Below are 22,794 nucleotides of genomic sequence, written 5' to 3' on the forward strand. Positions count from 1 at the left end.
TCTTTTAATCCTTTTATTCAGAATACTCGGAAAGTGACAGAAGAGGGTTATAGCACAAGCCAACGTGGTTAGGACATTAACAGATGATAAAACTTAGACACAACAAGACTTTTCACCCAATCCCCAGTCACCAGTCCCCAGTCCCTTGCTATATCTAAATATTTCAGTTGTTACACCCAGGTGGGTGAGAAATAATTCAGCCACTTGGGTGAACCAGGTGTGTGAGGTTACATTTTGTAAAAAAAGAGATTCTAGTACTAGAGAACATTGATTTTACCTAACTCTAGTGAGAATAACTTTATGAAACTGACAAAATTAGCTGCCTCTTTCTTTGCTGCTGCTTCCATTGTCCTCTCAGCCGGGATTGCATCTGCTCAAACAGCAGTTACTAACGGTACTAACGGTAATTACATCGGTGCTGGTGTTGCTGTTGGTGCAACCAGTGGCGGACAAGGAAACGATGAAGCACAAATTGGTGGTAATATTCAAGGACGATACGCCGTACCCAATGCACCTGTTTCACTGCGGGGTTCTGTGTTGTATGGTGGTGATGCTGCTGCAATTATGCCCATAGTGACTTATGATGCGCCCATCGCCAAAAATACTAACGTTTACTTCGGTGGTGGTTATTCCTTTGTAACTGACGAAGGTCAAAAAACTCCATTGGGCAATCGGAATTCACCTGTAGTCACCCTTGGGATTGAATCAGAAGTTAGCAAAAATGTCATTGCCTACGGCGATACTAAATGGGGTATTGACGCTTACAGAAATAGTGATGCTGATGCTGTCAGCTTCCAAGCCGGATTAGGCTATCGCTTCTAGTAATTACGAGCTAGAAAACGGCCTATTCACAAGCTAAAGCAATGCTGTTTACCAGCCGTAATAGTAATTCATTCTTTCATACCTGAGTATTCTATTCAGGTATGAATAATTTTTATTGATGATTTTGATAAAAAATGATATTGGCTAGTATTGATACTTTCTTTTAAAGTGAAATGAGTAATTGAGAATACACGTATAAGATATTACTCATGAAAAAGATTAATCCCACTCCAGAAATAGTTGGTGAAACAACTGACGTAGAATCTTGGCTGATGCGAGCGGGGCTAAGATTTTCCGACTTAGGTAACGATGCTGCAAGTATTGCAATCCGTAGGCAATGGCGAGAATACCAAGCCGCAGTTCACAGATGTTGTGTAACCCTACATCAACCACCATCACGCGTTCAACTAAGCGGCGACTATGCCAGCTTGAGAATACCTGGCTCGGCATTAACTAATTGTGAGATCGATCGCCTGTCGAGTCGTCCCTAGTCCTTAGACTAATAATCCTGTTGTACGCCGTTTACTACTGGCTTAACTTGCGAAAATGGATCGGTGCCGCCACCCCAGTTAAAGTCACTAATTCGGAAGCTGATGCCGCCTAACTCCAACACCGGATTGTAACGTAAGGTGATGCCATAGGTGCGACGGCTATATTCCAAAATGTAGTCGGTGCTAGTTTCTTTACCAGTATCCAAGTTAACAGATGTTTGAAAGCCTAAGCGAAAAGGGCCGTAGATTTGCTGTGATATTCCAGCGGTCAATACTTTGTTATCAACGGAGCGGTCAAACAAAAAGGGTGATAATCCGCTATTTAAGCCTTGAGAGTAACTGACATTAAAGGCGGTATAGTCGAAAAAAGGTCGGGAAAAATGGCCAATTTGCCCTTGTAAGCCAATTGTACTAGTTAGAGTACTTTGGTTATCACCATTGGTGTAATAGCTGGTAGTGCCTGTGAGGCTAGCGATCGCTAGCAAGTAAGGAACTACAGGAGTAGCGGTGTATCGTAATCCCTCGCTGGCAGTGGGTGGTAATGGTTTTCCCTGCCACAGCAACAGCCCTCTACTGAGAGTTGCACTGCCTTGTAAACGACCAAGCGAAATGCGATTGTTTTCCCGCACTGGTTCTAGCAAGTCTAGGCGATCGGTGTTGGCATCAATATACTGGGCACTTGCCTGGTAGTTGAGGTTGATGCCACTTTTTCCTAAAGGAATCACAGGAGAGGTAATAATGCCGCCAAAACTGCTCTGGACAGTTTGAAAACCCAGAGTACCGTTGTAGAGACGATTGCGGTAGTTATATTGCACATTCAATGTGTGGGGAAGAGAAGTGCCTAATATCTGGCGCAATCCTAAATTCACCCGCAAATTATCTTCCACGTCATTCAAGTTAAAACTAGTTAATTCCCCATTTCCCTGAATTATCGTCCGTGGACTCAAAACAGAATTTATCTTGGTTTTCACAGCAAACAGTGAGCCTAAGTCACCCACGCCTTCTTGCACACCTCTCTGTAATAATAACTGGGGCGTAATCGTCCAGCGTGTCTGCTCTGTATCGATTAGTGGAAAGCCACGCTCAATATATAAACCACCCCGATCTTCTCCATCGTAGCCGGGGGAGACTATTGCAGGTGAAGCGTCCCGCTCTCGGCGGTCAATAGTACGCTCATTCAAAGGAATTGGTAAGGAGACTGTTTGATCCAATACCAAACGCTGTCGCTGTGTCCTGATGCGGTCTACCAAAGGTGATTCTCGCGTCAAAGTTACTTTATCTGCGCGTAATTCTAATTCTGGGGGCGAAAAAGGATCGTTGGTGATGCGGACATTGCTTGCTTGCCAGCCTTGCGGATAAAAATCAATTTGTTCAGCTTCAAACCTGAGCCGATTGACTACACCTCCTGTTTTTGATCGCGGGATGTTGCTAGCATCTGACTGACCACCAAATGTCACATTAATTCCTCCAGGGCTACTCACACCGGAAAGGGGCTGATCGGCTCGAATGCGATCGCTAGGCGGAAGTCTTGAAACTCCACCAGCACTTATAGCTGTGGGTGAAAAAGCAAAATCTGTTTGGGCTGAAGGTACGTAAATTTCTCCTCTACCATTTTCCAGTTCCCCACGATCTTGAACGAAGTTATAGGTGAAGCGTTGTCCGCGCAGTATTTGATCGCCCCGGGTTAAGGTGACGTTGCCTTCACCCGCAGCGATCAAGTTGTCCAAATTAACTTGCAAGCGATCGGCATCCACCACTGCCCCATCAAATCGCACAACTACATTACCTACAGCTGTAATAATTCGCTGTTTCTCGTCATACTCTTGCCGATCTGAAGTGACTTCTACAGTTCTTGGCCCGGCTGGCGGTGTGGTAGCTGGCGCAGTTGTACCAGATGGTTGAGCTTGTGGCTGAGTGGTATTTACTTGTGGTGTAGGCGTTGGTACTTGGCTTTGTTGCTGGACTTGAGACTTAAATTCTACAGCGATCGGCGCTGAGAGTTTGTTTGTCGGGTTACGAGACTTAAATGTTATAAGATTTTGTACTGATTGAGAACTCGGTGCAAGATCGGCAGCAGATACAGAGATATTGTCTTTTTTTAGAGACTGTTGTGCAGTAATATCGCGTTGCTGTTTTTGTTGAGTTAACTTCTCAGCTAAAATTTCCGCCTTGGATTTAACTAATTTGTTGCTGTTTGTGACAGTTGGGGCAATTTGCAGAGGGCGTGGAGATTGGGCGACAAGTGGGCTTGGAGAAACTTTATAGCTAAAGCTAGAAGAGTCCAAAAAGGTTGATTTTGCTCCACCACTAGAGTTTGGAGGTAGCGTAGACGCAAAGCAGCTTGTCGTCAGACATCGCTGACCGAGTTTTTGAGAAGCTTCACCCTTTGCGTCTTCGTCTAAAGCCTCCGCTCCAACTTTTCTTTGCAAGGCAACGGCTTCTCTTTGCATCTCCCGTTTGCGCAGTGCCGACATCAGAAGTTCCGAGTGGCGGGGTTCGACGCTCGGGCTTGTCTTTGTGTCTTTTTTAACTTGGCGATTAGAGGTTGTAACCTCTTGCGTGGGATAACCAACAACCAGCGGCTGCCCCAAAAGCCCAGCAGTTGCAGAACCGGGGAGTGGGGAACTTTCTGGTGGAAATGTTTCTGGTGAATGAGGTACAGAAGAAGTTTCAGCAACTACCAAGCGATCTTGAGTTGAGTCGATCGGAGTTGACAATAAAAGATCGCTCTTAGTGTTACCCGAAATTGCCAACTGAGCCAAATTCTTGGGCTGCTTGGATTTGTCTGTCTTTTCGTGTGTTCCAGTATCTACACCTGAAAGAAACTTTGTATGACTAGCAGACGAGGCGGGATTTACAGATTGTAAAGATTCAACGATAGGAGGCGGATTAGGTGGCAGAACTGGATGAAGCATAAGTGAGCAAAATCGGGCTAACAAACAGCCAAATGACAAAGGGAAGGATAAACATACATTTTGCCTTCCGACTGTCGCCTTCTGCTACCTACAGCAAGCTACTTGGAGAAAGAAACTTACTAAATTTTCGCTTAGTAAGTTTCCGTGGCGTTTAGTATTTTCCGCCTTCCAAAGTCGCGGATAATTTATCGCCCTTTTACTCTAAGTCCCGACGGCCGGGGTTACGAGCTGGATCGTTCGACAAAAATCCAAAGATGAAGATAGTTACGAAAAAGGCAACAACAATATAAACAGCGATTTTTAAAGTCAGCATAGAAATATCTCCAACGGGTAAAACAAAGAAAGCTTTTCTTTCAGTATCTGCAATGCAGAAAAGATAGCTACTTTATATTACCCAAATCTCGTCCCTTTTTTAGAGGACTCTGGGGACTCAAGACTAGGAATGTCTACCCTACGGTTATTGATAATGTACAAGATGTCAGTTGTCTGACTTGTAGATGCCCTTAAGAAAGATAACTCAGAGGCGTTTACCCTTGTGACGTTGACTGATGGCAAAGGTTTCCCAAAAAAGGCAACAGCTTACAGGGGATAGTTACTATTCCCCATACCCTTCAGGAGTGCTGAGTGCTAAGTTAAGAGTGTTGAGTTAGGAGTTATTATTTTTCCTCTGCTCCCCTGCTCCTCTGCTCCCCTGCCCCCCGGTTACTGAGCGTAGTCGAAGTATGCCCCCCTGCTCCCCTGCCCCTCTGCCTCTTATACCCCATGCCTATTTCTCAACTTGAAGCTTTGCTATATCTTTGCCAATTCGGTTTTTGATTACTCGTGCAGGTGTGCCGACAGCAACGGAAAAAGCAGGAATATCTTTATTAACAACTGCTCCTGCACCAATAACACTGCCTTTGCCGATAGTAACGCCATCTAATACTGTTACTCCATGTCCTAGCCAACAATCATCTTCAATCACAATTCCCTTGCGAGTAACACCTTGGTATTTAATCAGCTCCATCGGATCGGCAAAATTATGATTATTGGCATATATCCCTGAATGGGCAGCAATCATGCAGTGTTTACCAATTTTAATGTCTCCTGGCCCCTCAATACACACGTTAGGAGCAATGAAGGTGTCTTCATCAATATGTATATACGTATCTTCTAAAGACCCGATATCAACGTTACGTTCAATCGCAACTCTATTTCCTAGATGAATTCTATTATTTTTATGTCCTCTCGCATCCATCCGCACACCCTTGAAAATATAGACTCCTGTGCCGATCTCAATACAAGAAGTACCGTTAAATTCAACACCATTTTGAATATATACTGGGCTGTCTATCTGGCCAAAAATACTACGATATCCTAAATTACGCAACTTTGGGCCGAGAAGAAGTGTTGGAATATCTCCTAATACTGTAGTTACTAAAAGTTCTTGCACGCGCTGCAATTTGGAAAAATATTGCTCGTTCTGCATGGCTACATATCTCGTTAATCAATTGTTGTTGACAGTGTTTAAAGTTGTTTTGACTGTATTCTAATCTTCTACCAATACCAATAGACTATGTATGTATTAATACATAAGCTAAGGTAGCAATATCACCAAAATTTCCCAAGATTTTTAGATGGTTTTACATTGAAAAACCAAAGTCTGGCTTTGACTATGCGAACAATTCTTGAGGTTAGATATGTAAAATTACTCAAGTAATATGCACAATTGCATTAAGTCGATAGCAGATTTTGTACTATATGCACGTAAAATTTTGGCTTATGTTTCACAAAATCAATTAACAAAACAATTTCAGTGCATTGCTGTGTCAAAACTTAGACTCTAAATTGTCTGATGGAAAATTTGCTGGTTTAGATAGACTACTGTTTTGGTTCTCTGGCAAATTTGAAAAGCTTGCTACCGCTAACAGCACTCCTAAAGCAAATAGGGATAGTGTTGTTTGTCTTGAGGCTATTTACTCTCAAGCGGTTTTAGTTTTTTGAAACAATTCAGTTTCACAAACTATTTTGCAACAAAAAATACATTTAACTAGACTATATTCAAAGTTTAAATAAAATTTTTGCCTAGCATAACAATGTAATTATTGTTGGATTTTTCTGGGTATTGATGCCCAAATAAAATCCAATTAGGGTGGATTATCTCCCACATCAGCCATCACATTGAAGTTAACCATCGGTGCAAACAAGTAAGCGCTTCCCCGACTGCTATGACGGCTTTCTTGCAACGAATTTCTAGAGTATGCTGCTCCAATCATGTTGCACACGGATGATTTACAGACTAGCCAATTCACGTTTGTAATGACATGAATGGTTTTTAAGAACAATTGTTTTTAACAATAGCACATTTTATTTTTAGTGGAACACTCTTATTAAATAAGTTGATTTCCAGATTTATTGTTGATGATAATACTGGAAATAAGTTAACTTTTTTACTAGGGCGATTTCTCCGGCAGGCAAAGCCTATGCTACTCTAAAATATTTTTATACACTTAGATAGCATCCATTAAGGAGGGAGATTTAAAAATGCTGTAAGTAGTTATTGGCATTTTGGTCTATATTGTTATCGTTACTATTTTATAATTGGGCGTTAAACTCAGAATGACATTTACTATACTTGTGACACCCTCTTCGTTAAAAAGCCAAAGTAGCTGAAATTTTTTCTCTTCGCTATTACTTGTATCTAAAAATTTATAAATCACCCATTCGGGTGAGCCAAGCGGGTGATGCGTGCTTGGTACTACTCATTATAAATTTTATTAGAAGAAAGCTAAAAGTAGCTTATTTTCGAGGATAAATCTGCAAAAAAACATCTAACTTCCCAAATTGAGGTATCGATTTTAACTCACACACTTGGTTCAAATTATGGCTTTAATTAAAGAAATTGTACAAGAAGCTCTAACTATCGGCTCTTTGAGTGTTGTAGCCGAAGATCAACTGCGATCGCAGCTTCAAGGTAATTATGACTCAGAAGACCTAGATGCCTGGATCATTTTACAGCGAGCTATTGCAGCAGGTGATGTAAAACTTGAGTCGCGCCGAAAAAAAGCTTCCCCATCTCCTAAAGCCAAGGACACTTCATCAAGTATCAAACTTGCTTATCAAATGGCAGCAGAACTCGCTTATGCAGCAGCCGTAGCTCTGACAATGACAAAAAATACTAAAGATCAGCCTTCACTAGGTGCATAAAATAACACCTTTATAAGTTATCTTCCTGATTTAGTGAAACATTTAATACCAAGTAGTTAGCATAGGTGTAGCCCGCCCCAGGCATCGCTTTTCTTGATTAACTGCTTGGTAGGGCTTTGATCCGATTAATTATTTATGGGGTTTCCCTTCTGCTTCCTGGCTTGAGAGTGCTGAGTGCTGTTAGCGTCAGCGGGGCATTTAGCCCGTGCTGAGTAAAAATCCCAGTCTTTAGAAGATTTTCATGCAAGGCTTTTGAAACTCCTTTCATCGGGACTCCCTTCATTGACAGCGCAATTTTATTAAAAAATAATTAAAAAATTTCACCTTACCGGACACAGCTATAGGGAATTTTTACCCTCAGCCAAGACTCTCGAATTGATCCCCGGAAGCAATACTAAAATAAATATAAATTATTTATTCAAAACTAAATTTTTTTCAGTCATACATACCAGCCAATGATTAAATTTTAATATACCAAGTACATGGCTCAGAGTAAGGCATAGAATTAGAAACACCTTGGTGTAAACTTTAGCAACGAGGTTAAAAATAATTCTCAATGCTTAACAAAGTCATCGCTTTTTCACAAACTACAGTATAAAGAATTGGCAACATTGGTAAAGAGAGTAAACAATAACCATAGCTAAACTTGGAGTTTTGCCAACCTATGCAGCCAATTCGCACATTTAACGTATCCCCTTCACTACCGCCGCGACTCGAACCATTACGGCGGCTGGCATATAACTTGCACTGGGATTGGAACGTTGATACTAAAGATTTATTTCGTCGCTTAGACTCCGACCTGTGGGAGTCTAGCCATCACAACCCAGTGTTAATGTTAGGTACTATCTCTCAATCGCGGCTTCTGGAAGTTGTCGAAGATGAAGGCTTTTTAGCGCAAATGGATCGAGCTGACCGTCAGTTAGACGATTATTTGCAAGAGCGCACTTGGTATCAGAAACAACGGGAACAGAAACCCAAAGAATGCTATGCCTATTTTTCGGCGGAATTTGGACTTGTAGATTGTTTGCCCGTCTATTCTGGAGGCTTGGGCGTTCTGGCAGGGGATCACCTCAAATCTGCCAGTGACTTGGGGCTACCGCTTGTAGGTGTAGGTTTGCTGTATCAGCAAGGCTACTTTGCCCAATATCTCAATGCTGATGGCTGGCAGCAAGAACGCTATCTGCTCAACGATTTCTATAATATGCCCTTGCATCTAGAGCGCAATGCCGATGGTTCTGAACTGCGGATTGCGGTAGATTATCCAGGACGCAAGGTGTATGCCAGAGTTTGGCGCGTACAGGTGGGAACGGTTCCCTTGTATTTGATGGACACCAACATTGAACCGAACAACACTTACGACCACGACATCACAGATCAGCTATACGGTGGCGACATCGATATGCGTATCCACCAGGAAATTATGCTGGGGATCGGTGGTGTGCAAATGCTCAAAGCTTTAGGGCTGAAAGTCACCGCTTACCACATGAATGAAGGCCACGCCGCCTTCTCTGCCCTAGAACGCATCCGCTTGCTGATTCAGGAAGAGGGACTGAATTATCCCCAAGCTAGACAGGTGGTGGCTTCCAGTAATATCTTTACTACCCACACGCCAGTACCAGCAGGGATTGACTTGTTTGCTCCCGAAAAAATGTTGTACTACCTGGGGTATTATGCAGAGATATTTGGGTTGCCCAAAGAGCAATTTTTAGGACTGGGGCGCGAGAATACAGGCGATTTATCCGGGCCTTTCAGTATGGCGGTGCTGGCGCTGAAAATGGCAACATTTTCTAACGGTGTCGCCCAACTGCATGGTGTGGTGTCGCGGCAAATGTTCCAGGGCTTGTGGCAGAAAGTGCCAGTGGAGGAAGTGCCGATCGCTGCAATTACCAACGGTGTCCATGCTCGGAGTTGTGTGGCGAAATCGACTCAAGAATTGTACGATCGCTACCTCGGCCCAAATTGGTCATCAGCACCACCAGATAGCCCATTGTGGGATCGGATGGACGCCATACCCGATGAGGAATTGTGGCGCAATCACGAACGCTGCCGTTTAGATATGATTTTGTATGTGCGGGATCATTTGGTTAAACATTTGACCGATCGCGGCGCTTCTGCCTCTGAAATTTCCCAGGCACAAGAAGTTTTAGATCCTTACGCTTTCACCATTGGTTTTGCTCGTCGCTTTGCCACCTACAAACGCGCCACCCTCTGGATGCGCGATTTGGATCGGATTAAGCGGCTTCTACTGGCTAACAAAGACCGGAAAGTGCAATTCGTGATTGCTGGTAAGGCACATCCTAAAGATATCCCCGGTAAAGAACTGATCCGCGAGATCAATCACTTTATCCGCGAACAGCATTTAGAAAAACAGGTAGTGTTTGTTCCCAATTACGACATTCACATCTCCCGGTTGATGGTTGCGGGTTGCGATATTTGGTTAAATACACCGCGTCGTCCACGGGAAGCCTCTGGTACTAGTGGCATGAAAGCGGCAATGAATGGCTTGCCAAATTTAAGTGTGCTAGATGGCTGGTGGGATGAAGCTGATTACGTCCGCACAGGCTGGGCGATTGGACATGGAGAAAATTATGACGATCCTAACTACCAAGATGAAGTAGAAGCAAATGCTCTCTACGAATTGTTAGAGAAGGAAGTTGTACCGTTATTTTATGAACATCGGGATACTGATGGTTTGCCCCGTCCGTGGGTTGCCAAAATGAAGGATGCAATTCGGTTGAATTGTCCCTTCTTTAATACAGCGCGGATGGTCGGAGAATATGCTCTTAGGGCTTATTTCCCAGCTAGCGATCGCTATCATACCCTGACTGTTGATAACTATGCTCCAGCGAAAGAACTAGCCGCTTGGAAAGAAAAACTCAGCGAACACTGGTTCAACATCAGAATCAAAGATGTTGACGTATCGGCAGCTTCAGACATTGAAGTTAACCAAACCGTTGCTGTCAAAGCCAAGGTTGACTTAGCAACTTTGAGCAATAATGATGTGCAGGTGGAATTATATCAAGGTGCGATCGATGCCAATGGTGAGATTGTCAACGCTGTGCCAGTGGTGATGGATTACCAAGGCGAAGATGGACAGCAATTGAGTATTTACACTGGTAATATCATCTATACCGCTTCTGGTTTACAAGGTTTGTCTTTGCGTGTATTGCCGAAAAATAAAAATCTGGCTAATGCTTATGAACCAAGGTTGATTGCTTGGGCAGAGTAAGAGTGCTGAGTAGTTATTAAATATTCAAGATTAGGCGTTGCTAATTTAAGTTTAGCAACGCCTTTTATTATGCAATGCAGTCACGCCCAAAAAATAATTATTGCTAAAATTCCTCGTAATTTTAAGGGAAATACAATTTGGCTGGAATAAGTAGGTCGGCGTAATAATTATTGTTGGGATAAGGCAGGGGACAGGGGGAAAAAGAGTTTGATGGTAGTGCATCTGAGTTTACTCAGGTACAATTTGCACAACTATCTACTGGATTGTCACTAACCAACAACAATTTTGTGTTTTTTAATCCTAATTAGCGCTCTGCCATTACCAAGCGATACGATTTGCGGAACGCTATTTTTAGCATCAGCAAGGACTCTAAAGCAGCATACACGAAGCCTTTGCTGAAATTCTATTGGGAATGATAATGTATCCAGTAGTGCGATCGCCTAATACCAAATTACGTTTTTCTCCCCAATACCACCAGTATGCAGCAACATAGGCGCAAATTAAGCTATCTAGTTTATCTTCGGTTGCTTTGAGAGCTGCACCTGTGGTGGGGATTTCAAGAAGAAACAAACCGCACAGGCGCAGAGGAGGAGAGAAGGAGGGGAGAATATCAAGAAGATAATTTTGGAGTTTAATTAGTTCTAGACGGCGCTCATTGAGTCGTCCTTTTTTGTATTTGAGGATGCGTTCTAAGTTGAATAGGTTAACGATTGCTGGGTGCGGGAAGACTTCTATTTGATATCTGCTGAGTTTTTGCGGTTCTATGGTGGGGGCGTGGGCAAAGCCGCGTGATTCTAATTCTAAGCCAAAGTTGATGGTGCGATCGGCGAAGGGTAAGTTTTGATTAGCTGGATAGCATCCCGCATGATATTTGCCAAAGTATTTGTGGCTGAGTTTATCGGGGAGACGACTCCCGGTAGCGTTGGGTATAAGGGTAGGTGCATCTACGGCAATAATGGCTGGCTCATCTGGTTGGACGCTGCGATCGATCCAGGTGAGGATGTCTGCAATGGCATTTTTGCGGTCTAGATCGAGTAGTTGCAGTTGTCCATCTATCCATTCTAAACAGCACAATCCACTTGGTTGAGATTTCCAGCCCAAATCAATGCCAATAAATTTCATAATTATAACACGAATTTGCGATTATTTTCGCATTTTCGGGGAAGCATTTATCTAAGTTTACTTGCTAAAAGTTGTGATAAATAATCTTATAATCTTAAGCAGCTTGTCTTAATTTATTTTATCTGGTAATAATTTAATCAAGATTATTCCAATGAAAGTTTTATTTTTACATCCCAATTTTCCCTCACAATTTCGCAACCTAGCGATGGTTTTGGGTAAAGATCCTAATTGCCAGGTTGTCTTTGGGACAAATCGTCGGGAAGGAGAAATACCTGGCGTTTTTAAAGCTATTTATACTCCTTCTCGTGAAGCTGCGCCTCAAACTCACCACTACGTTCGCAACCTGGAAAATGCTGTTCTCACCGCTCAAGCTGTCTATCGCGTGGCAGAAAAATTAAAGGCTGAGGGTTTCTTTCCAGATATAGTTTATGGTCATTCTGGTTGGGGGCCGACTTTATTTATGAAAGATATTTTCCCCAAAGCCGAATTATTGTGTTATTTCGAGTGGTTTTATCACGCTCACGGTTCCGATGCAGATTTCGATCCCAACGATCCGATGAATGTTGATGATGAATGCCGCATCAGGGTCAAAAACGCGCCGATTTTAACCGATTTATATAGCTGCGATCGCGGTCTTTCTCCAACTAATTGGCAGCGTCAGCAGTTTCCCAAAGAATATCATAGCAAACTCACTGTAATTCATGATGGTGTTGATACCAATTATTTTGTTCCCAAACCAGGTGCAAAGTTAGTTTTACCAAGAATAAATCTGGATCTTTCTCATGTCGAAGAGTTGGTAACTTATGTAGGACGAGGAATGGAACCTTATAGAGGTTTTCCACAGTTTATGGAAACGGTAGCGCTACTTCAGCAGCGACGACCTAAATGCCACGTGGTAGTTGTCGGAGAAAATCGAGTTGCTTATGGTAAAAATCTCCCTGATGGTCAGACTTATAAACAATTAATGCTAGAAAAATTAAAATCATCTTTGGATTTATCGAGGCTGCACTTTACAGATAGGCTACCTTACAATGAGTACCTTCAGGTTTTGCAAGCTTCTTCTGCTCATGTTTATTTAACCCGTCCTTTTGTATTATCCTGGTCAATGTTAGAAGTAATGGCAGCAGGATGTTTACTAGTAGCGTCTAAGACTGCGCCAGTTTTGGAAGTCGTACAAGATGGGATGAATGGACTGTTGGTAGATTTCTTTTCTCCTCAGAATATTGCTAATAGGGTTGAAGAGGCCCTGAATAATCCCCAAGAGATGCAAGCAATTCGTGCGAAGGCGCGAGAGACAATCATCAAGCGTTATGATTTGGCAAAACTGTTACCACAGCATTTGCAATGGATGTTCGCTGGTAAAAGTTCTGATAGTTTAAAAAAGCGCCCAGTTTCTAAAGGATTTGGCAAAAATTAGTCATTGATCGTTAATCATTGGTCATTGGTCATTGGTCATTAGCCTCTTGCATAAATATTTTTGCCTCAAGCAAAGGTGCAAATAAAAGTGTTAAAATAACTAATTTTGTAAGAATTATATTAATTATTATTTATTGGTTAATGACAAATGACAAATGACAAATGACAAAGAAATATAAAAGCGATATGTAAAATGCGAATTATTTTTACCATTGCCCATTTTTTCAAACCTAGCGGTGAGGGTCGTCATGCTTCCCAACGCAAAGACCCGCAACCCCGCTTGCAGGCGTTAACTAATAGCCTTACCGCCTTACACCAATTATTTGGTAAATCTCAAAGTATTATTAACATTGCTCAACGAATAGCTTTTCCTGCTAACCAGCCGCAATCGCATGAACTAGATATTGTTATTTGTACAACCCAAGATAATCATATTTTAAACCAGCTTCCCTTACCATCCCATTTATATAAGCATCATTCTACTAATATAGAACCTCTGCTTTTGGGTTTTGAGTGCCAAGCTGTTCTGCAAAGTTGTCTCGGTCAATATGATTATTACTGCTTCTTAGAAGATGACTTAATTATCCACGATCCCTGGTTTTTTATAAAATTAAATTGGTTTACTCAACAAGCAGGTGATTTAAATTTGCTCCAGCCAAATCGTTATGAAATCTCCCCTTACGGTTTGGTTCATAAAGCTTACATTGATGGGGATTTGGCTTTGCGAGTAACTGCTCCTTTTCAAAATGTGCAGGAGCAACCAGAACTCAAGGGTACAATTATGAATGCACCAATTACCTTTTGTCGTGCCCTCAATCCTCATGCAGGCTGCTATTTTTTGAATGCAAATCAGATGGTTCACTGGGCTAATCAAACTTATTTCCTTGACCGGGATATTAGTTTTGTTGGGCCTCTAGAAAGTGCTGCCACCTTGGGAATTATGAAGACATTTCGGATTTACAAAACCTCACCGGAGCAAGCAAGCTTTTTGGATATTCAACACTTTGGAACTGGATTTCTAGGGTTAATTGGAGGACAGGTGAGTTTAGCAAAGAGGTAAATCGAATTTAACAGTTTGGTTTTTGTGAGCAAAATTAATGCGATCGCTATTTATAAAACATAATAAAAACACATTAGCGATCGGTTGATTGTTGAGCGATCTTAAATTGTGACTAATGGTTTTTCAACAGGGGTAGGCGTAACTAACGGATCAAATCCTAATTGCTCAGTAATGCGCTCTCTAGCTAAAAGGTGGTATTCCCAAAAATGCTCGCCAGCAGCACATAAACCCAAATACATATTTACGAATTGGGGCTTGGTGCGAATGATAGCCCAAAGCTGTTGCCAAAATTGACCCCGAATTTCCTGGCGTTGCCAACCTTGTCGCCAGAGTAACTGTGCAAGTAGCCGCAGTCCTTTGCCAGGTGGAAAATACAGCCACAACAGACGGCTTTGATTTTTTAGGCTGGAACTTTAGGGTTCAGAGCAACGGAAGGAAATCCCTAATTGCGACGTAAATCTGACAGTTCTATTGAGCGATCGCGTTTTTTAGTTTTAGCTTGATAACGATACCGCCACATCACAAAGCCAGTGATAAATAAAATTAAAGGTGCAACCCCGACAAATACATAAAGGATACGGGATGGAAGCCCCCAAAAGGTACCATAGTGGAGAGGAACGAAGGAGTTGAGGACGCGATCGCCCAATGATAACTTCAAAGCATTATCAACACGCAAAACCTTACCACTGTATTGATCGAGATAAACATTACTATTCCCATACTCTATATTTTCCTGGGGTAGTTTCATACGAATTTGTAAAGCATTTTCTGGTCGTTCGGGAAAGTAAATACTTTTGATAACAGCATTTGGCAAAGCAGCATTAGCAATTTTGAGTTGTTGCGTTAGTTTTAAAGTCGATTGACCAGGAATTGGTTTGGATACTGGTTCGGATAGTTTCGAGGTGAATGTAACAGCGTAAATAATCGGCTCAGTCAAATCGTAGAAGTTCCAGCAAAAGCCAGTAAAGCCAGTAAACAATAAAAAAACCACAGTGATAATGCCAGCCACTTTGTGAATGTCAAAGTTCGCACGTTTAGGATGAGCATCAAACTTGATTTTGAAGCCTGCAATCAATCTGCGCCAACCAGGCCAAAGAACCAAACCTGTGATACTAAGAATACACATTAGCAAGGCAGTAATGCCAACAATAATAATTCCGGTTTGACCTGCCATCAAAGTATAGTGCAAATTAAGCATTATCCCAATCAGGGTTTGATCCCATAGACGTTGACCCATAATTTTCCCTGTATAAGGGTTGACAAAAACCTCTGTTCTTTGACCATCAGTTGATGCCAATTGTCCTATATAGGGAGTATCTGAGGTATCTGGCAAATAAATCCGAAAAAGCTTCAGGTCAGTTCGTGCAGCATACCTAGCCTGAATTGTATCGATCGCGGACTCTGGGGATAACTGCTCTTTTTGGGGCGTAATGTGTCCATATTGTTGAGCGATGGCAACATGGTCAAAATCTTGCTCGAACACCAACAAGCTACCTGTCAAGCCAACGATAACTAGTACTAGTCCTACTGTTAAACCAAGATAGCGGTGCAAAGTAAATGCTAAATCGCGTATTTTTTTAGAGTTCATGGTAGAAGCTGTGTGATAGTAAACAGGACTTAATCAGTTCAAAAATTGCAGGAATCAAAACTGTACAGAAAACGTTCCCAGGACTGTTAAAGGCGCACCAGGAAGCAGATAATAGCCTTGAGAATCGTAATAGCGAGTATCAAAAAGATTCTTAAAGTTCAGCCCAACCCTCCAGTTATCGCGTTTGTAGAAAATCGTGGCATCTGCACGTACATAGGAAGGTATTTTGAACGTGTTGGGGAGTTCAGCTTCGCGATCGCCAGTATAAAATAGTCCTCCACCAAATCCTAATCCTCTCATACCACCGTCTTGAATTTCATAAGTCGTCCAGAGACTACCTCCAGCACCGGCAGCATTTACAAGTGTGTCACCTACAGGATTATATTGGTCACCTACACTTACAAATGCGTCGTTGATAAAGTAGGATGCAATCAGATTCCAGCCTGGTAGAATCTGTCCAGAAAGGTCAAATTCTAAACCGCGACTTTTCACCTCTCCTATAGGGATGTAATAGTCAGAGTTACCTGGAGTGGGATCGGTTGTAGCAACATTTTCTTTGGTGATATCATAGGCGGCAAAGGTCGCAGATAGCCTGTCTTTAATCAGTTCGGCTTTGACTCCTACTTCATACTGAATGCCGCGTTCCGGTGGTAGTTGAGTTCCATCTACTGTCCGCGAGTCGCTGGGATTAAACGAGCGGCTGTAGCTGGCGTAAATTGAAATCGGTTTAATCGGCTGATAAACAATGCCAACGCGAGGTGAAAAGGCTTCATTATATAACCGATCGACAGTGGCATCATCAATTGGATCTCTACCCAAAGAATCCAGCAGTTGCGCACTATTTTTGCGGTGAATAAAGTCATACCTGCCGCCTACTAATAGCTTCAAATTTGGCAGCAATGTTACTTGATCTTGCAGATAAACGGCGATGGTATTGCGATCGAAACGAGCGCGTTCTGCTGCTTCATCAAACTCTGGTGGCTGGGAAGCGCCATACACAGGATTGAATAAATCAATACTGGGAGTCAGTGAAACAGAACTTCGCAGATAATCGTAGCCACGGATATATTTATTCCACTCCAACCCTAAAAGAACTTGATGTTGGATGGAACCAGTTTTGAAATTACTAATTAAATCGTTTTGCAGAGAGTAGTTTTGGTAATAAGCTGGACCAGCACCAAATCTTCGCAATACGGTACCACCATCTACAATGTTACTTGGTTGAAAGGCTGATTCTTCAGAATCATTAACCGTAACGGAAAAGCCACTGCGAAACTGGATGTTTTTACTGAAGCGATGATTGACGTTAAGAAACACAGAGTTTGTCTCTTTGGAGAAATAATCGTTTGGCTCTCCTAAGAAACGATTGCGCGGAGCTTGGAAAACGATTGGATCGGGGGTAAGACCGCGATAAAATGTGCGATCGACTTTGAGGTATTCATACTCCAGTGTCAATGTTGTCGCATCACTAATTTTGTAGGTTAATGCTGGTGCGATCGCAAATGTTTCCTGATGATTAAAATCAATAAAACTACCAAAGTTCTCGTATGCAGCATTCAGGCGGTACAGCAACGTTCTGTCTGAGTTCAGCGGCCCAGAAATATCAATGGAGGGACGATAAGTGCTAAAATTCCCGGCTGTAAATTCAGCAGAGTAGTAAGGCTCACTGAGCGGTTGTTTGGTAATATAATTCACCACACCTCCCGGCTCAAACTGTCCGTATAGCACTGAAGCTGGCCCCTTGAGAACTTCGATCCGCTCAATGTTAGTCGGATTCACAAGATCGTCTGCAACGGAAAAACCGTTTCTCAAGTTGTCATAAGTTGTGAATCCCCGAATGTTGTAATTATCTGTAGACCCACCATAGCCCCCTTGCTGAGTCACGCCACTAATATTGCGTGTTGCATCACCAATCCGCGTAATTTGCTGATCCTTAATGACTTGTTGAGGAATAACTTGAATTGACTGAGGTATATCGCGCGTAGGAGTATCAGTTCTAGTCGCAGTTGAGGCATCAGGTACGTTATATCCATCCTGTTCGCCCGTCACTACTAGTTCAATCGGTTCATCACCTTCTGCTGATGGTGTTGGCTGTGTCTGAGTTTCTGGCTGACTTGCAGGACTTGGTTGCGTTTGAGGTTGCTGCTGCGATAGCGCAGGAGTTGCAGCATTAGCCACAGAAAATATTAGACCCTCGTTTGGACTGTCAAACAACTCGACAACTGGTACACTCGCTTCGCCCATCACTGTTACTCGAATAGTATTGGCATCAAAGTTGGTAACAGTTATTTCAGTAACACCCGCAATTGGTTTATCTGAGCGGAATGTAAAAGCCTCACCACTAGGTAAACGCAGCTGTGCATTGGGAATATCAGCAATGAAGTTATTACCAGCACTGCGATTTGCGATCTGCAACTGTTCGCCTTTAGATGTCTGTAAAATCACCTCTACACCCTTGTTAGTAGAATTTGCCTTAACTTCCGTCACCTGCACAACTTCTGTTTGTGGCGTTTGGTTTTGTTGTTCTATCTGAGCCAGCCATTCTTTCACTGTTCTTGCAGAGCCGTCTAGCTCTTGTCCACCATGAATTTGAGTTACTTCCTTTGCCTGAGTTGGTTGTATAACGACAGCAATAATCAAACAGCAAATGAACCAAGATTGCGACAGCTTCATAACTCCACACACTCAACCGTATTTCTAAAAACCGAGCCGATTATTTGAGAATTATTGTTATCTAACTCTATTTAGGAGAATACGGAAATTTAGGCGTTCGCATATATCTGAAACCGGATTTTTTTTCTCGCAATCGGGATTCACCTTTTGCTATCAGCCTTTGCACCGACGATAATCTCTAGGGGTTACGCCAAATTGTCGCTTAAACAGGTAGCCAAAATGACTTATGCTTTCATATCCCACTTGAGAAGCAATTTCTGCAATGGTTAAATTAGTGCCGAGTAGTAACTGTTGTGCTTGCTCTAGCCGTAAGGATTGCACATACCCACACACCGTAGTGCCAAAAATTTCTCGAAATCCCCGTTTCAGCTTAAAGTCATTGAGTCCGATTTGTCTGGCTAGATTTAGTAGAGAAGGTGGATGCTGGAGCTTTTGATTGAGAATCGCTTTAGCATGATGTAAACGTTCAATTTCATCGGGACGAAAATATAGCGATCGCTCCAATAAAAGATTATTTTCTCTCCACTGAGCAATTTGAAGCGTCAGTAGTTCCAAAACTTTTGCTTCTAAATACATTTGTCTGAGTGTTTCTCGCAACGGACACTGCAATATTTGCTTTAGCACCAATCGCATCGCCGGCGTGATGGCTCCTAATGGCTGATGAAAACGCTCTTTTGTCGGATTTTCGATCAACTGCTGGAGCAGAGTTGGTAATTCCTTGAAGCTACCCTCAAAACTAAAAAGTAAATCAGGATACCAATAAATACTGATACACTGCTTGCGTTGGTTCGCCGTAAAATGCTCAAACTCCCGAATCTCAGGCAAATAAAATAAGTAGTTATAGCCTGCAACTTCTTCATAATCGTCCCTAACTCCAGGCACATTTGGCGTAGTGGTTCTCATTCCACCAGACAGAAAAAATTTAGATGTCAAAAAAGACGAATCATCGTGTTCGCCCTCAAGAACTACTGCTTCCGAATAATCGCTTTCTTGAATTACTAGCTCAAGGCGATCGCGCAGCATAGTCCAGTGACTACTCACTTGACCAAACCAGGTAGAAAATTTTACTTTTCCCTGATAGTGATTAAGCTGTACATCCTCACATAATTGATTAAAGTCTGTCTCGGTTAAACGAATAGTCATGATAATACTCTCAACAAACAATTGAGAATAGTATCTATTAAGAGGCAAAGCGATAGCAACTGAAAATATTATCTAAAAAGAGTATAAGTAGGTCAGCACAATTAAAGCTAATTGGCTAGGGCTGTTCGGCTGTTCTTTGTCATTAGTCCTACTGAAAGTCAGATCAAATCCGCTGTCATTACTAAATCTGTAATTCTGCAACGGCCAGTTGACCTGGAAAATGTCAAAATTAAATGAGTTTTGCGTAGGCGAGTTTGGGTTGATGCAGCCTCTTGTAGATGAAGAAAAGCAAATTGTCACCACACCGCCACTTTACTAGCGTGGATTTGAGATAATTAAGTTGAAATTTATGGGCAAGCAACGTGTTCTTTCTGGAGTTCAACCAACCGGCAATTACCATCTAGGTAACTATTTGGGAGCCATTCGCAACTGGGTAGAAGGTCAGAGCGAATACGAAAATTACCTTTTTGTGGCTGATTTACACGCGATTACAGTGCCACACGACCCAAAACAGTTGGCAGCTGATACCTACACTCTTGCTGCTCTTTATCTAGCTTGTGGTCTTGATTTAAATCACTCCACCATTTTTGTTCAATCCCACGTTTCGGCCCACAGTGAACTCACTTGGTTGCTCAACTGCATTACGCCTCTAAACTGGCTGCAAGATATGATCCAGTTTAAGGAAAAGGCTGTTAAACAAGGAGAAAATGTGAGTGCAGGCTTATTGGATTACCCTGTGCTGATGGCATCTGATATTTTGCTTTACCAAGCCGATAAAGTGCCAGTGGGTGAAGACCAAAAGCAACACTTGGAATTGACACGGGATATTGCAGCTCGGTTAAATCACCAATTTGGTAAACCAGAACAACCAGTTTTGAAGTTACCAGACCCTTTGATTCGCAAAGAAGGGGCAAGGGTGATGAGTTTAGCGGACGGTACACGCAAAATGTCGAAGTCCGATCCTTCAGAGTTAAGCCGAATCAGTTTGCTAGATTCACCAGAGCAGATTCAATACAAAATTAAGCGTTGTAAAACCGATCCGATTCGGGGGCTGACTTTTGACGATCCAGCGCGTCCAGAGTGTAATAATTTGTTAACGCTCTATACATTGCTTTCAGGGAAGAAAAAGGAAGATGTAGCTGTTGAGTGTCAAGATATGGGCTGGGGACAATTCAAGCCATTGTTGACAGACACAATTATTGAGTCTTTGAAACCAATTCAAGAAAAATATCACTCGATAACGGCGGACAAAAGCTATTTGGAATCTGTGTTGCGGGATGGAGGGGAAAAAGCTAGAGCGATCGCCAATCAAACTTTATCACAAGTCAAAACGGCTTTAGGCTATTCTCTTCCTCTATAAGTTTTCACCTTTAGGTGTGATTTGTTATACCATTTAAGAAATTGAAAAGCTTAATGTTATGCATCACACCCACAGCCCCACAGGTTTAAATGACTTTCGCAGAGCTGTACAAGCAGGTAAATTTCTAGTTACTGCCGAGGTAGCACCGCCGAAGGGGGGAGATCCAGCGCACATGATTCAAATGGCGGCGACTCTTAAGGGGAGAGTTCATGCCGTCAATGTTACTGATGGTAGCCGCGCCGTGTTAAGGATGTCTTCGTTAATGGCATCGGTGATTTTATCACAGAATGGCATAGAGCCGATTTGTCAAATTGCTTGCCGCGATCGCAATCGTATCGGTTTACAAGCTGATTTGATGGGCGCTCATGCTTTAGGCATAAATAACATTTTAGCTTTGACTGGCGACCCAGTAAAAGCAGGCGATCATGCAGATGCCAAAGCAGTGTTTGACTTGGAAGCTGTGCGATTGCTGCAACTGATTCGGAAGATGAATCAAGGCGTTGATTGTAATGAAAAACCCTTGACTGATGGAGCCTTAGATTTATTTGTTGGTGCAGCAGTAGACCCGCAATGTAAAAGTTGGTCGGGTTTACAAAGTCGATTTGAACGCAAAATCGAAGCCGGAGCGCAGTTTTTTCAAAGTCAATTGATTACCGATTTTGATCTGCTAGAAAAGTTTATGGATACCATTGCTGCTGGTTATAAAAAACCAATTTTGGCAGGAATATTTCTGTTGAAATCAGCCAAAAATGCCCAGTTTATTAATAGATGTGTTCCGGGTGTAAATATTCCCCAACATATTATTGATAGATTGGCAAAAGCCAAAGACCCTTTTGAGGAAGGCATAAAAATTGCCGCTGAGCAAGTGCAGATAGCGCGGCAATTATGTCAAGGAGTTCACATGATGGCGGTGAAGCGTGAAGATGCGATCGCGCCAATTTTAGATTTGGCTGGGATTGCTCCAGTGAATCAATTGGTATCTATGTAAATTAGACAATGAATCTTTTATTAAAGCAGATGGTTATTCCTATCTGCTTTTTTTGTGTTGAAACAGACGCGGTTACACTATTTTTGATAGACTTTCAATATCCAATGTTCCCTTGACTAAATTTAGGTGCAAACTGACAAAATATTTTATAGCTTGTTTCAAGCTTTTCCTAGCATATTTTTTGCCATAATTGGCGACACGACTGCTAATATCAACGCATATCAATTTGTTTCAGTCGAGCTAAAAGAAACTGCTTTCAGGATTGATGGGGTATTCATCCCCACAAGTGAAACCACAAACCAACCACTTTACTTTGTTGAAGTTCAGTTTCAATTAGACGCAAATTTTTATAGACGCTTCTTTGCCGAAATCTTCCTTTACTTACGTCAAAACGAATCAGTCAATTTTTGGCGTGCAGTTGTCATCTATCCGCAACGAAGTTTAGATCCAAACGATCGGCTACCATATCAATTGTTGCTAGACAGTTCACAAGTGCAACGCATTTATCTAGATGAATTAGATACGAGGGAGAACTCACTTCAAGTTGCGATCGTTAAATTAATTATCGAAAGAGAAGAGACAGCCCTTGACAAAGGTAGAGAATTGATTTTACAAGCAAGGCAACAACTGGCAGATGAATCTACCAGCAAGCAAATTGTAGAATTGATAGAGACTATTCTGTTGTACAAATTTACCCGGTTAAGCCGAGAGGAGTTAGCAGAAATGTTGGGTATAGACGACGAATTCAAAAAAACACGGATGTATCAATCAATCAAGGAAGACGGCTTAGAAGAAGGTCGC

General features: G+C 42.2%; 17 protein-coding genes and 1 pseudogene. 9 read left to right on the forward strand and 9 right to left on the reverse strand.

Annotated features, from left to right (window positions below):
* Nucleotides 1-300 precede the first annotated feature (300 nt).
* Nucleotides 301-822: an outer membrane beta-barrel protein gene (locus RMX89_RS14035; protein ID WP_322671050.1), complete on the forward strand. Its 522-nt coding sequence runs from the start codon at nt 301-303 to the stop codon at nt 820-822.
* A gap of 209 nt (nt 823-1,031) precedes the next feature.
* Nucleotides 1,032-1,313 (forward strand): hypothetical protein, encoded by a 282-nt coding sequence (locus RMX89_RS14040; protein ID WP_322689354.1) that lies wholly within the window; start codon nt 1,032-1,034, stop codon nt 1,311-1,313.
* An 8-nt stretch (nt 1,314-1,321) separates the two neighbouring features.
* Here the strand turns inward: RMX89_RS14040 and RMX89_RS14045 are convergent, their stop codons facing one another.
* The 4 genes from RMX89_RS14045 to RMX89_RS14060 form a co-directional block, all read right to left on the reverse strand.
* Complete coding sequence (locus RMX89_RS14045; protein ID WP_322689355.1) at nt 1,322-4,228, reverse strand: DUF3769 domain-containing protein; 2,907 nt, start codon at nt 4,226-4,228, stop codon at nt 1,322-1,324.
* A 196-nt stretch (nt 4,229-4,424) separates the two neighbouring features.
* On the reverse strand, nt 4,425-4,541 hold the full coding sequence (locus RMX89_RS14050) for a photosystem II reaction center protein I (protein ID WP_041566417.1): 117 nt from the start codon (nt 4,539-4,541) through the stop codon (nt 4,425-4,427).
* A gap of 453 nt (nt 4,542-4,994) precedes the next feature.
* A complete protein-coding gene (locus RMX89_RS14055; RefSeq protein WP_322686248.1) occupies nt 4,995-5,696 on the reverse strand; it encodes an acyltransferase in 702 nt (233 codons plus the stop codon).
* A 658-nt stretch (nt 5,697-6,354) separates the two neighbouring features.
* Nucleotides 6,355-6,519 carry a hypothetical protein gene (locus RMX89_RS14060; protein WP_179063512.1) on the reverse strand — a complete coding sequence of 55 codons (165 nt, stop codon included), beginning with the start codon at nt 6,517-6,519 and terminating at the stop codon, nt 6,355-6,357.
* A 571-nt stretch (nt 6,520-7,090) separates the two neighbouring features.
* On the opposite strand from RMX89_RS14060, the gene RMX89_RS14065 reads away from it, so the two are divergent.
* Both RMX89_RS14065 and glgP read left to right on the forward strand, forming a co-directional pair.
* Nucleotides 7,091-7,414 (forward strand): hypothetical protein, encoded by a 324-nt coding sequence (locus RMX89_RS14065; RefSeq protein ID WP_322671054.1) that lies wholly within the window; start codon nt 7,091-7,093, stop codon nt 7,412-7,414.
* Nucleotides 7,415-8,078: 664 nt separating this feature from the next.
* Nucleotides 8,079-10,643, forward strand: coding sequence for an alpha-glucan family phosphorylase (gene glgP / locus RMX89_RS14070; RefSeq protein WP_322689356.1), 2,565 nt, complete (start codon nt 8,079-8,081; stop codon nt 10,641-10,643).
* A gap of 369 nt (nt 10,644-11,012) precedes the next feature.
* Here the strand turns inward: glgP and RMX89_RS14075 are convergent, their stop codons facing one another.
* Nucleotides 11,013-11,765, reverse strand: coding sequence for a DUF429 domain-containing protein (locus RMX89_RS14075; RefSeq protein WP_322689357.1), 753 nt, complete (start codon nt 11,763-11,765; stop codon nt 11,013-11,015).
* 151 nt (nt 11,766-11,916) lie between these two features.
* On the opposite strand from RMX89_RS14075, the gene RMX89_RS14080 reads away from it, so the two are divergent.
* Both RMX89_RS14080 and RMX89_RS14085 read left to right on the forward strand, forming a co-directional pair.
* Entirely contained in the window at nt 11,917-13,182 is a 1,266-nt protein-coding gene (locus tag RMX89_RS14080; RefSeq protein WP_322689358.1) for a glycosyltransferase family 4 protein, read from the forward strand.
* Nucleotides 13,183-13,374: 192 nt separating this feature from the next.
* Entirely contained in the window at nt 13,375-14,241 is an 867-nt protein-coding gene (locus RMX89_RS14085; RefSeq protein WP_322689359.1) for a calcium-binding protein, read from the forward strand.
* Between the two features lie 101 nt (nt 14,242-14,342).
* Here RMX89_RS14085 and RMX89_RS14090 read toward each other — a convergent pair.
* From RMX89_RS14090 to RMX89_RS14105, 4 genes and pseudogenes are all read right to left on the reverse strand, one after another.
* Nucleotides 14,343-14,618, reverse strand: a pseudogene (locus RMX89_RS14090) (DUF4070 domain-containing protein); the annotation flags it as partial.
* A gap of 65 nt (nt 14,619-14,683) precedes the next feature.
* The gene (locus RMX89_RS14095; protein ID WP_322689360.1) at nt 14,684-15,829 is read right to left on the reverse strand and encodes a PepSY-associated TM helix domain-containing protein; all 1,146 of its coding nucleotides are present in this window, start codon (nt 15,827-15,829) and stop codon (nt 14,684-14,686) included.
* Nucleotides 15,830-15,883: 54 nt separating this feature from the next.
* Entirely contained in the window at nt 15,884-18,502 is a 2,619-nt protein-coding gene (locus tag RMX89_RS14100; RefSeq protein ID WP_322689361.1) for a TonB-dependent siderophore receptor, read from the reverse strand.
* Nucleotides 18,503-18,655: 153 nt separating this feature from the next.
* Entirely contained in the window at nt 18,656-19,645 is a 990-nt protein-coding gene (locus RMX89_RS14105) for an AraC family transcriptional regulator (protein ID WP_322689362.1), read from the reverse strand.
* A gap of 349 nt (nt 19,646-19,994) precedes the next feature.
* Here RMX89_RS14105 and trpS point away from each other — a divergent pair, with 349 nt between their 5' ends.
* From trpS to RMX89_RS14120, 3 genes are all read left to right on the forward strand, one after another.
* On the forward strand, nt 19,995-21,005 hold the full coding sequence (gene trpS / locus RMX89_RS14110) for a tryptophan--tRNA ligase (RefSeq protein ID WP_322671063.1): 1,011 nt from the start codon (nt 19,995-19,997) through the stop codon (nt 21,003-21,005).
* A 58-nt stretch (nt 21,006-21,063) separates the two neighbouring features.
* Nucleotides 21,064-21,993 (forward strand): methylenetetrahydrofolate reductase, encoded by a 930-nt coding sequence (locus RMX89_RS14115; protein WP_322671064.1) that lies wholly within the window; start codon nt 21,064-21,066, stop codon nt 21,991-21,993.
* Between the two features lie 126 nt (nt 21,994-22,119).
* Nucleotides 22,120-22,794: Rpn family recombination-promoting nuclease/putative transposase (locus RMX89_RS14120; protein WP_322689363.1), on the forward strand; the 675-nt coding region annotated here is incomplete at its 3' end.

Origin of the sequence: Nostoc sp. DedSLP04, assembly GCF_034530775.1 — a bacterium.
Lineage (GTDB): Bacteria > Cyanobacteriota > Cyanobacteriia > Cyanobacteriales > Nostocaceae > Nostoc.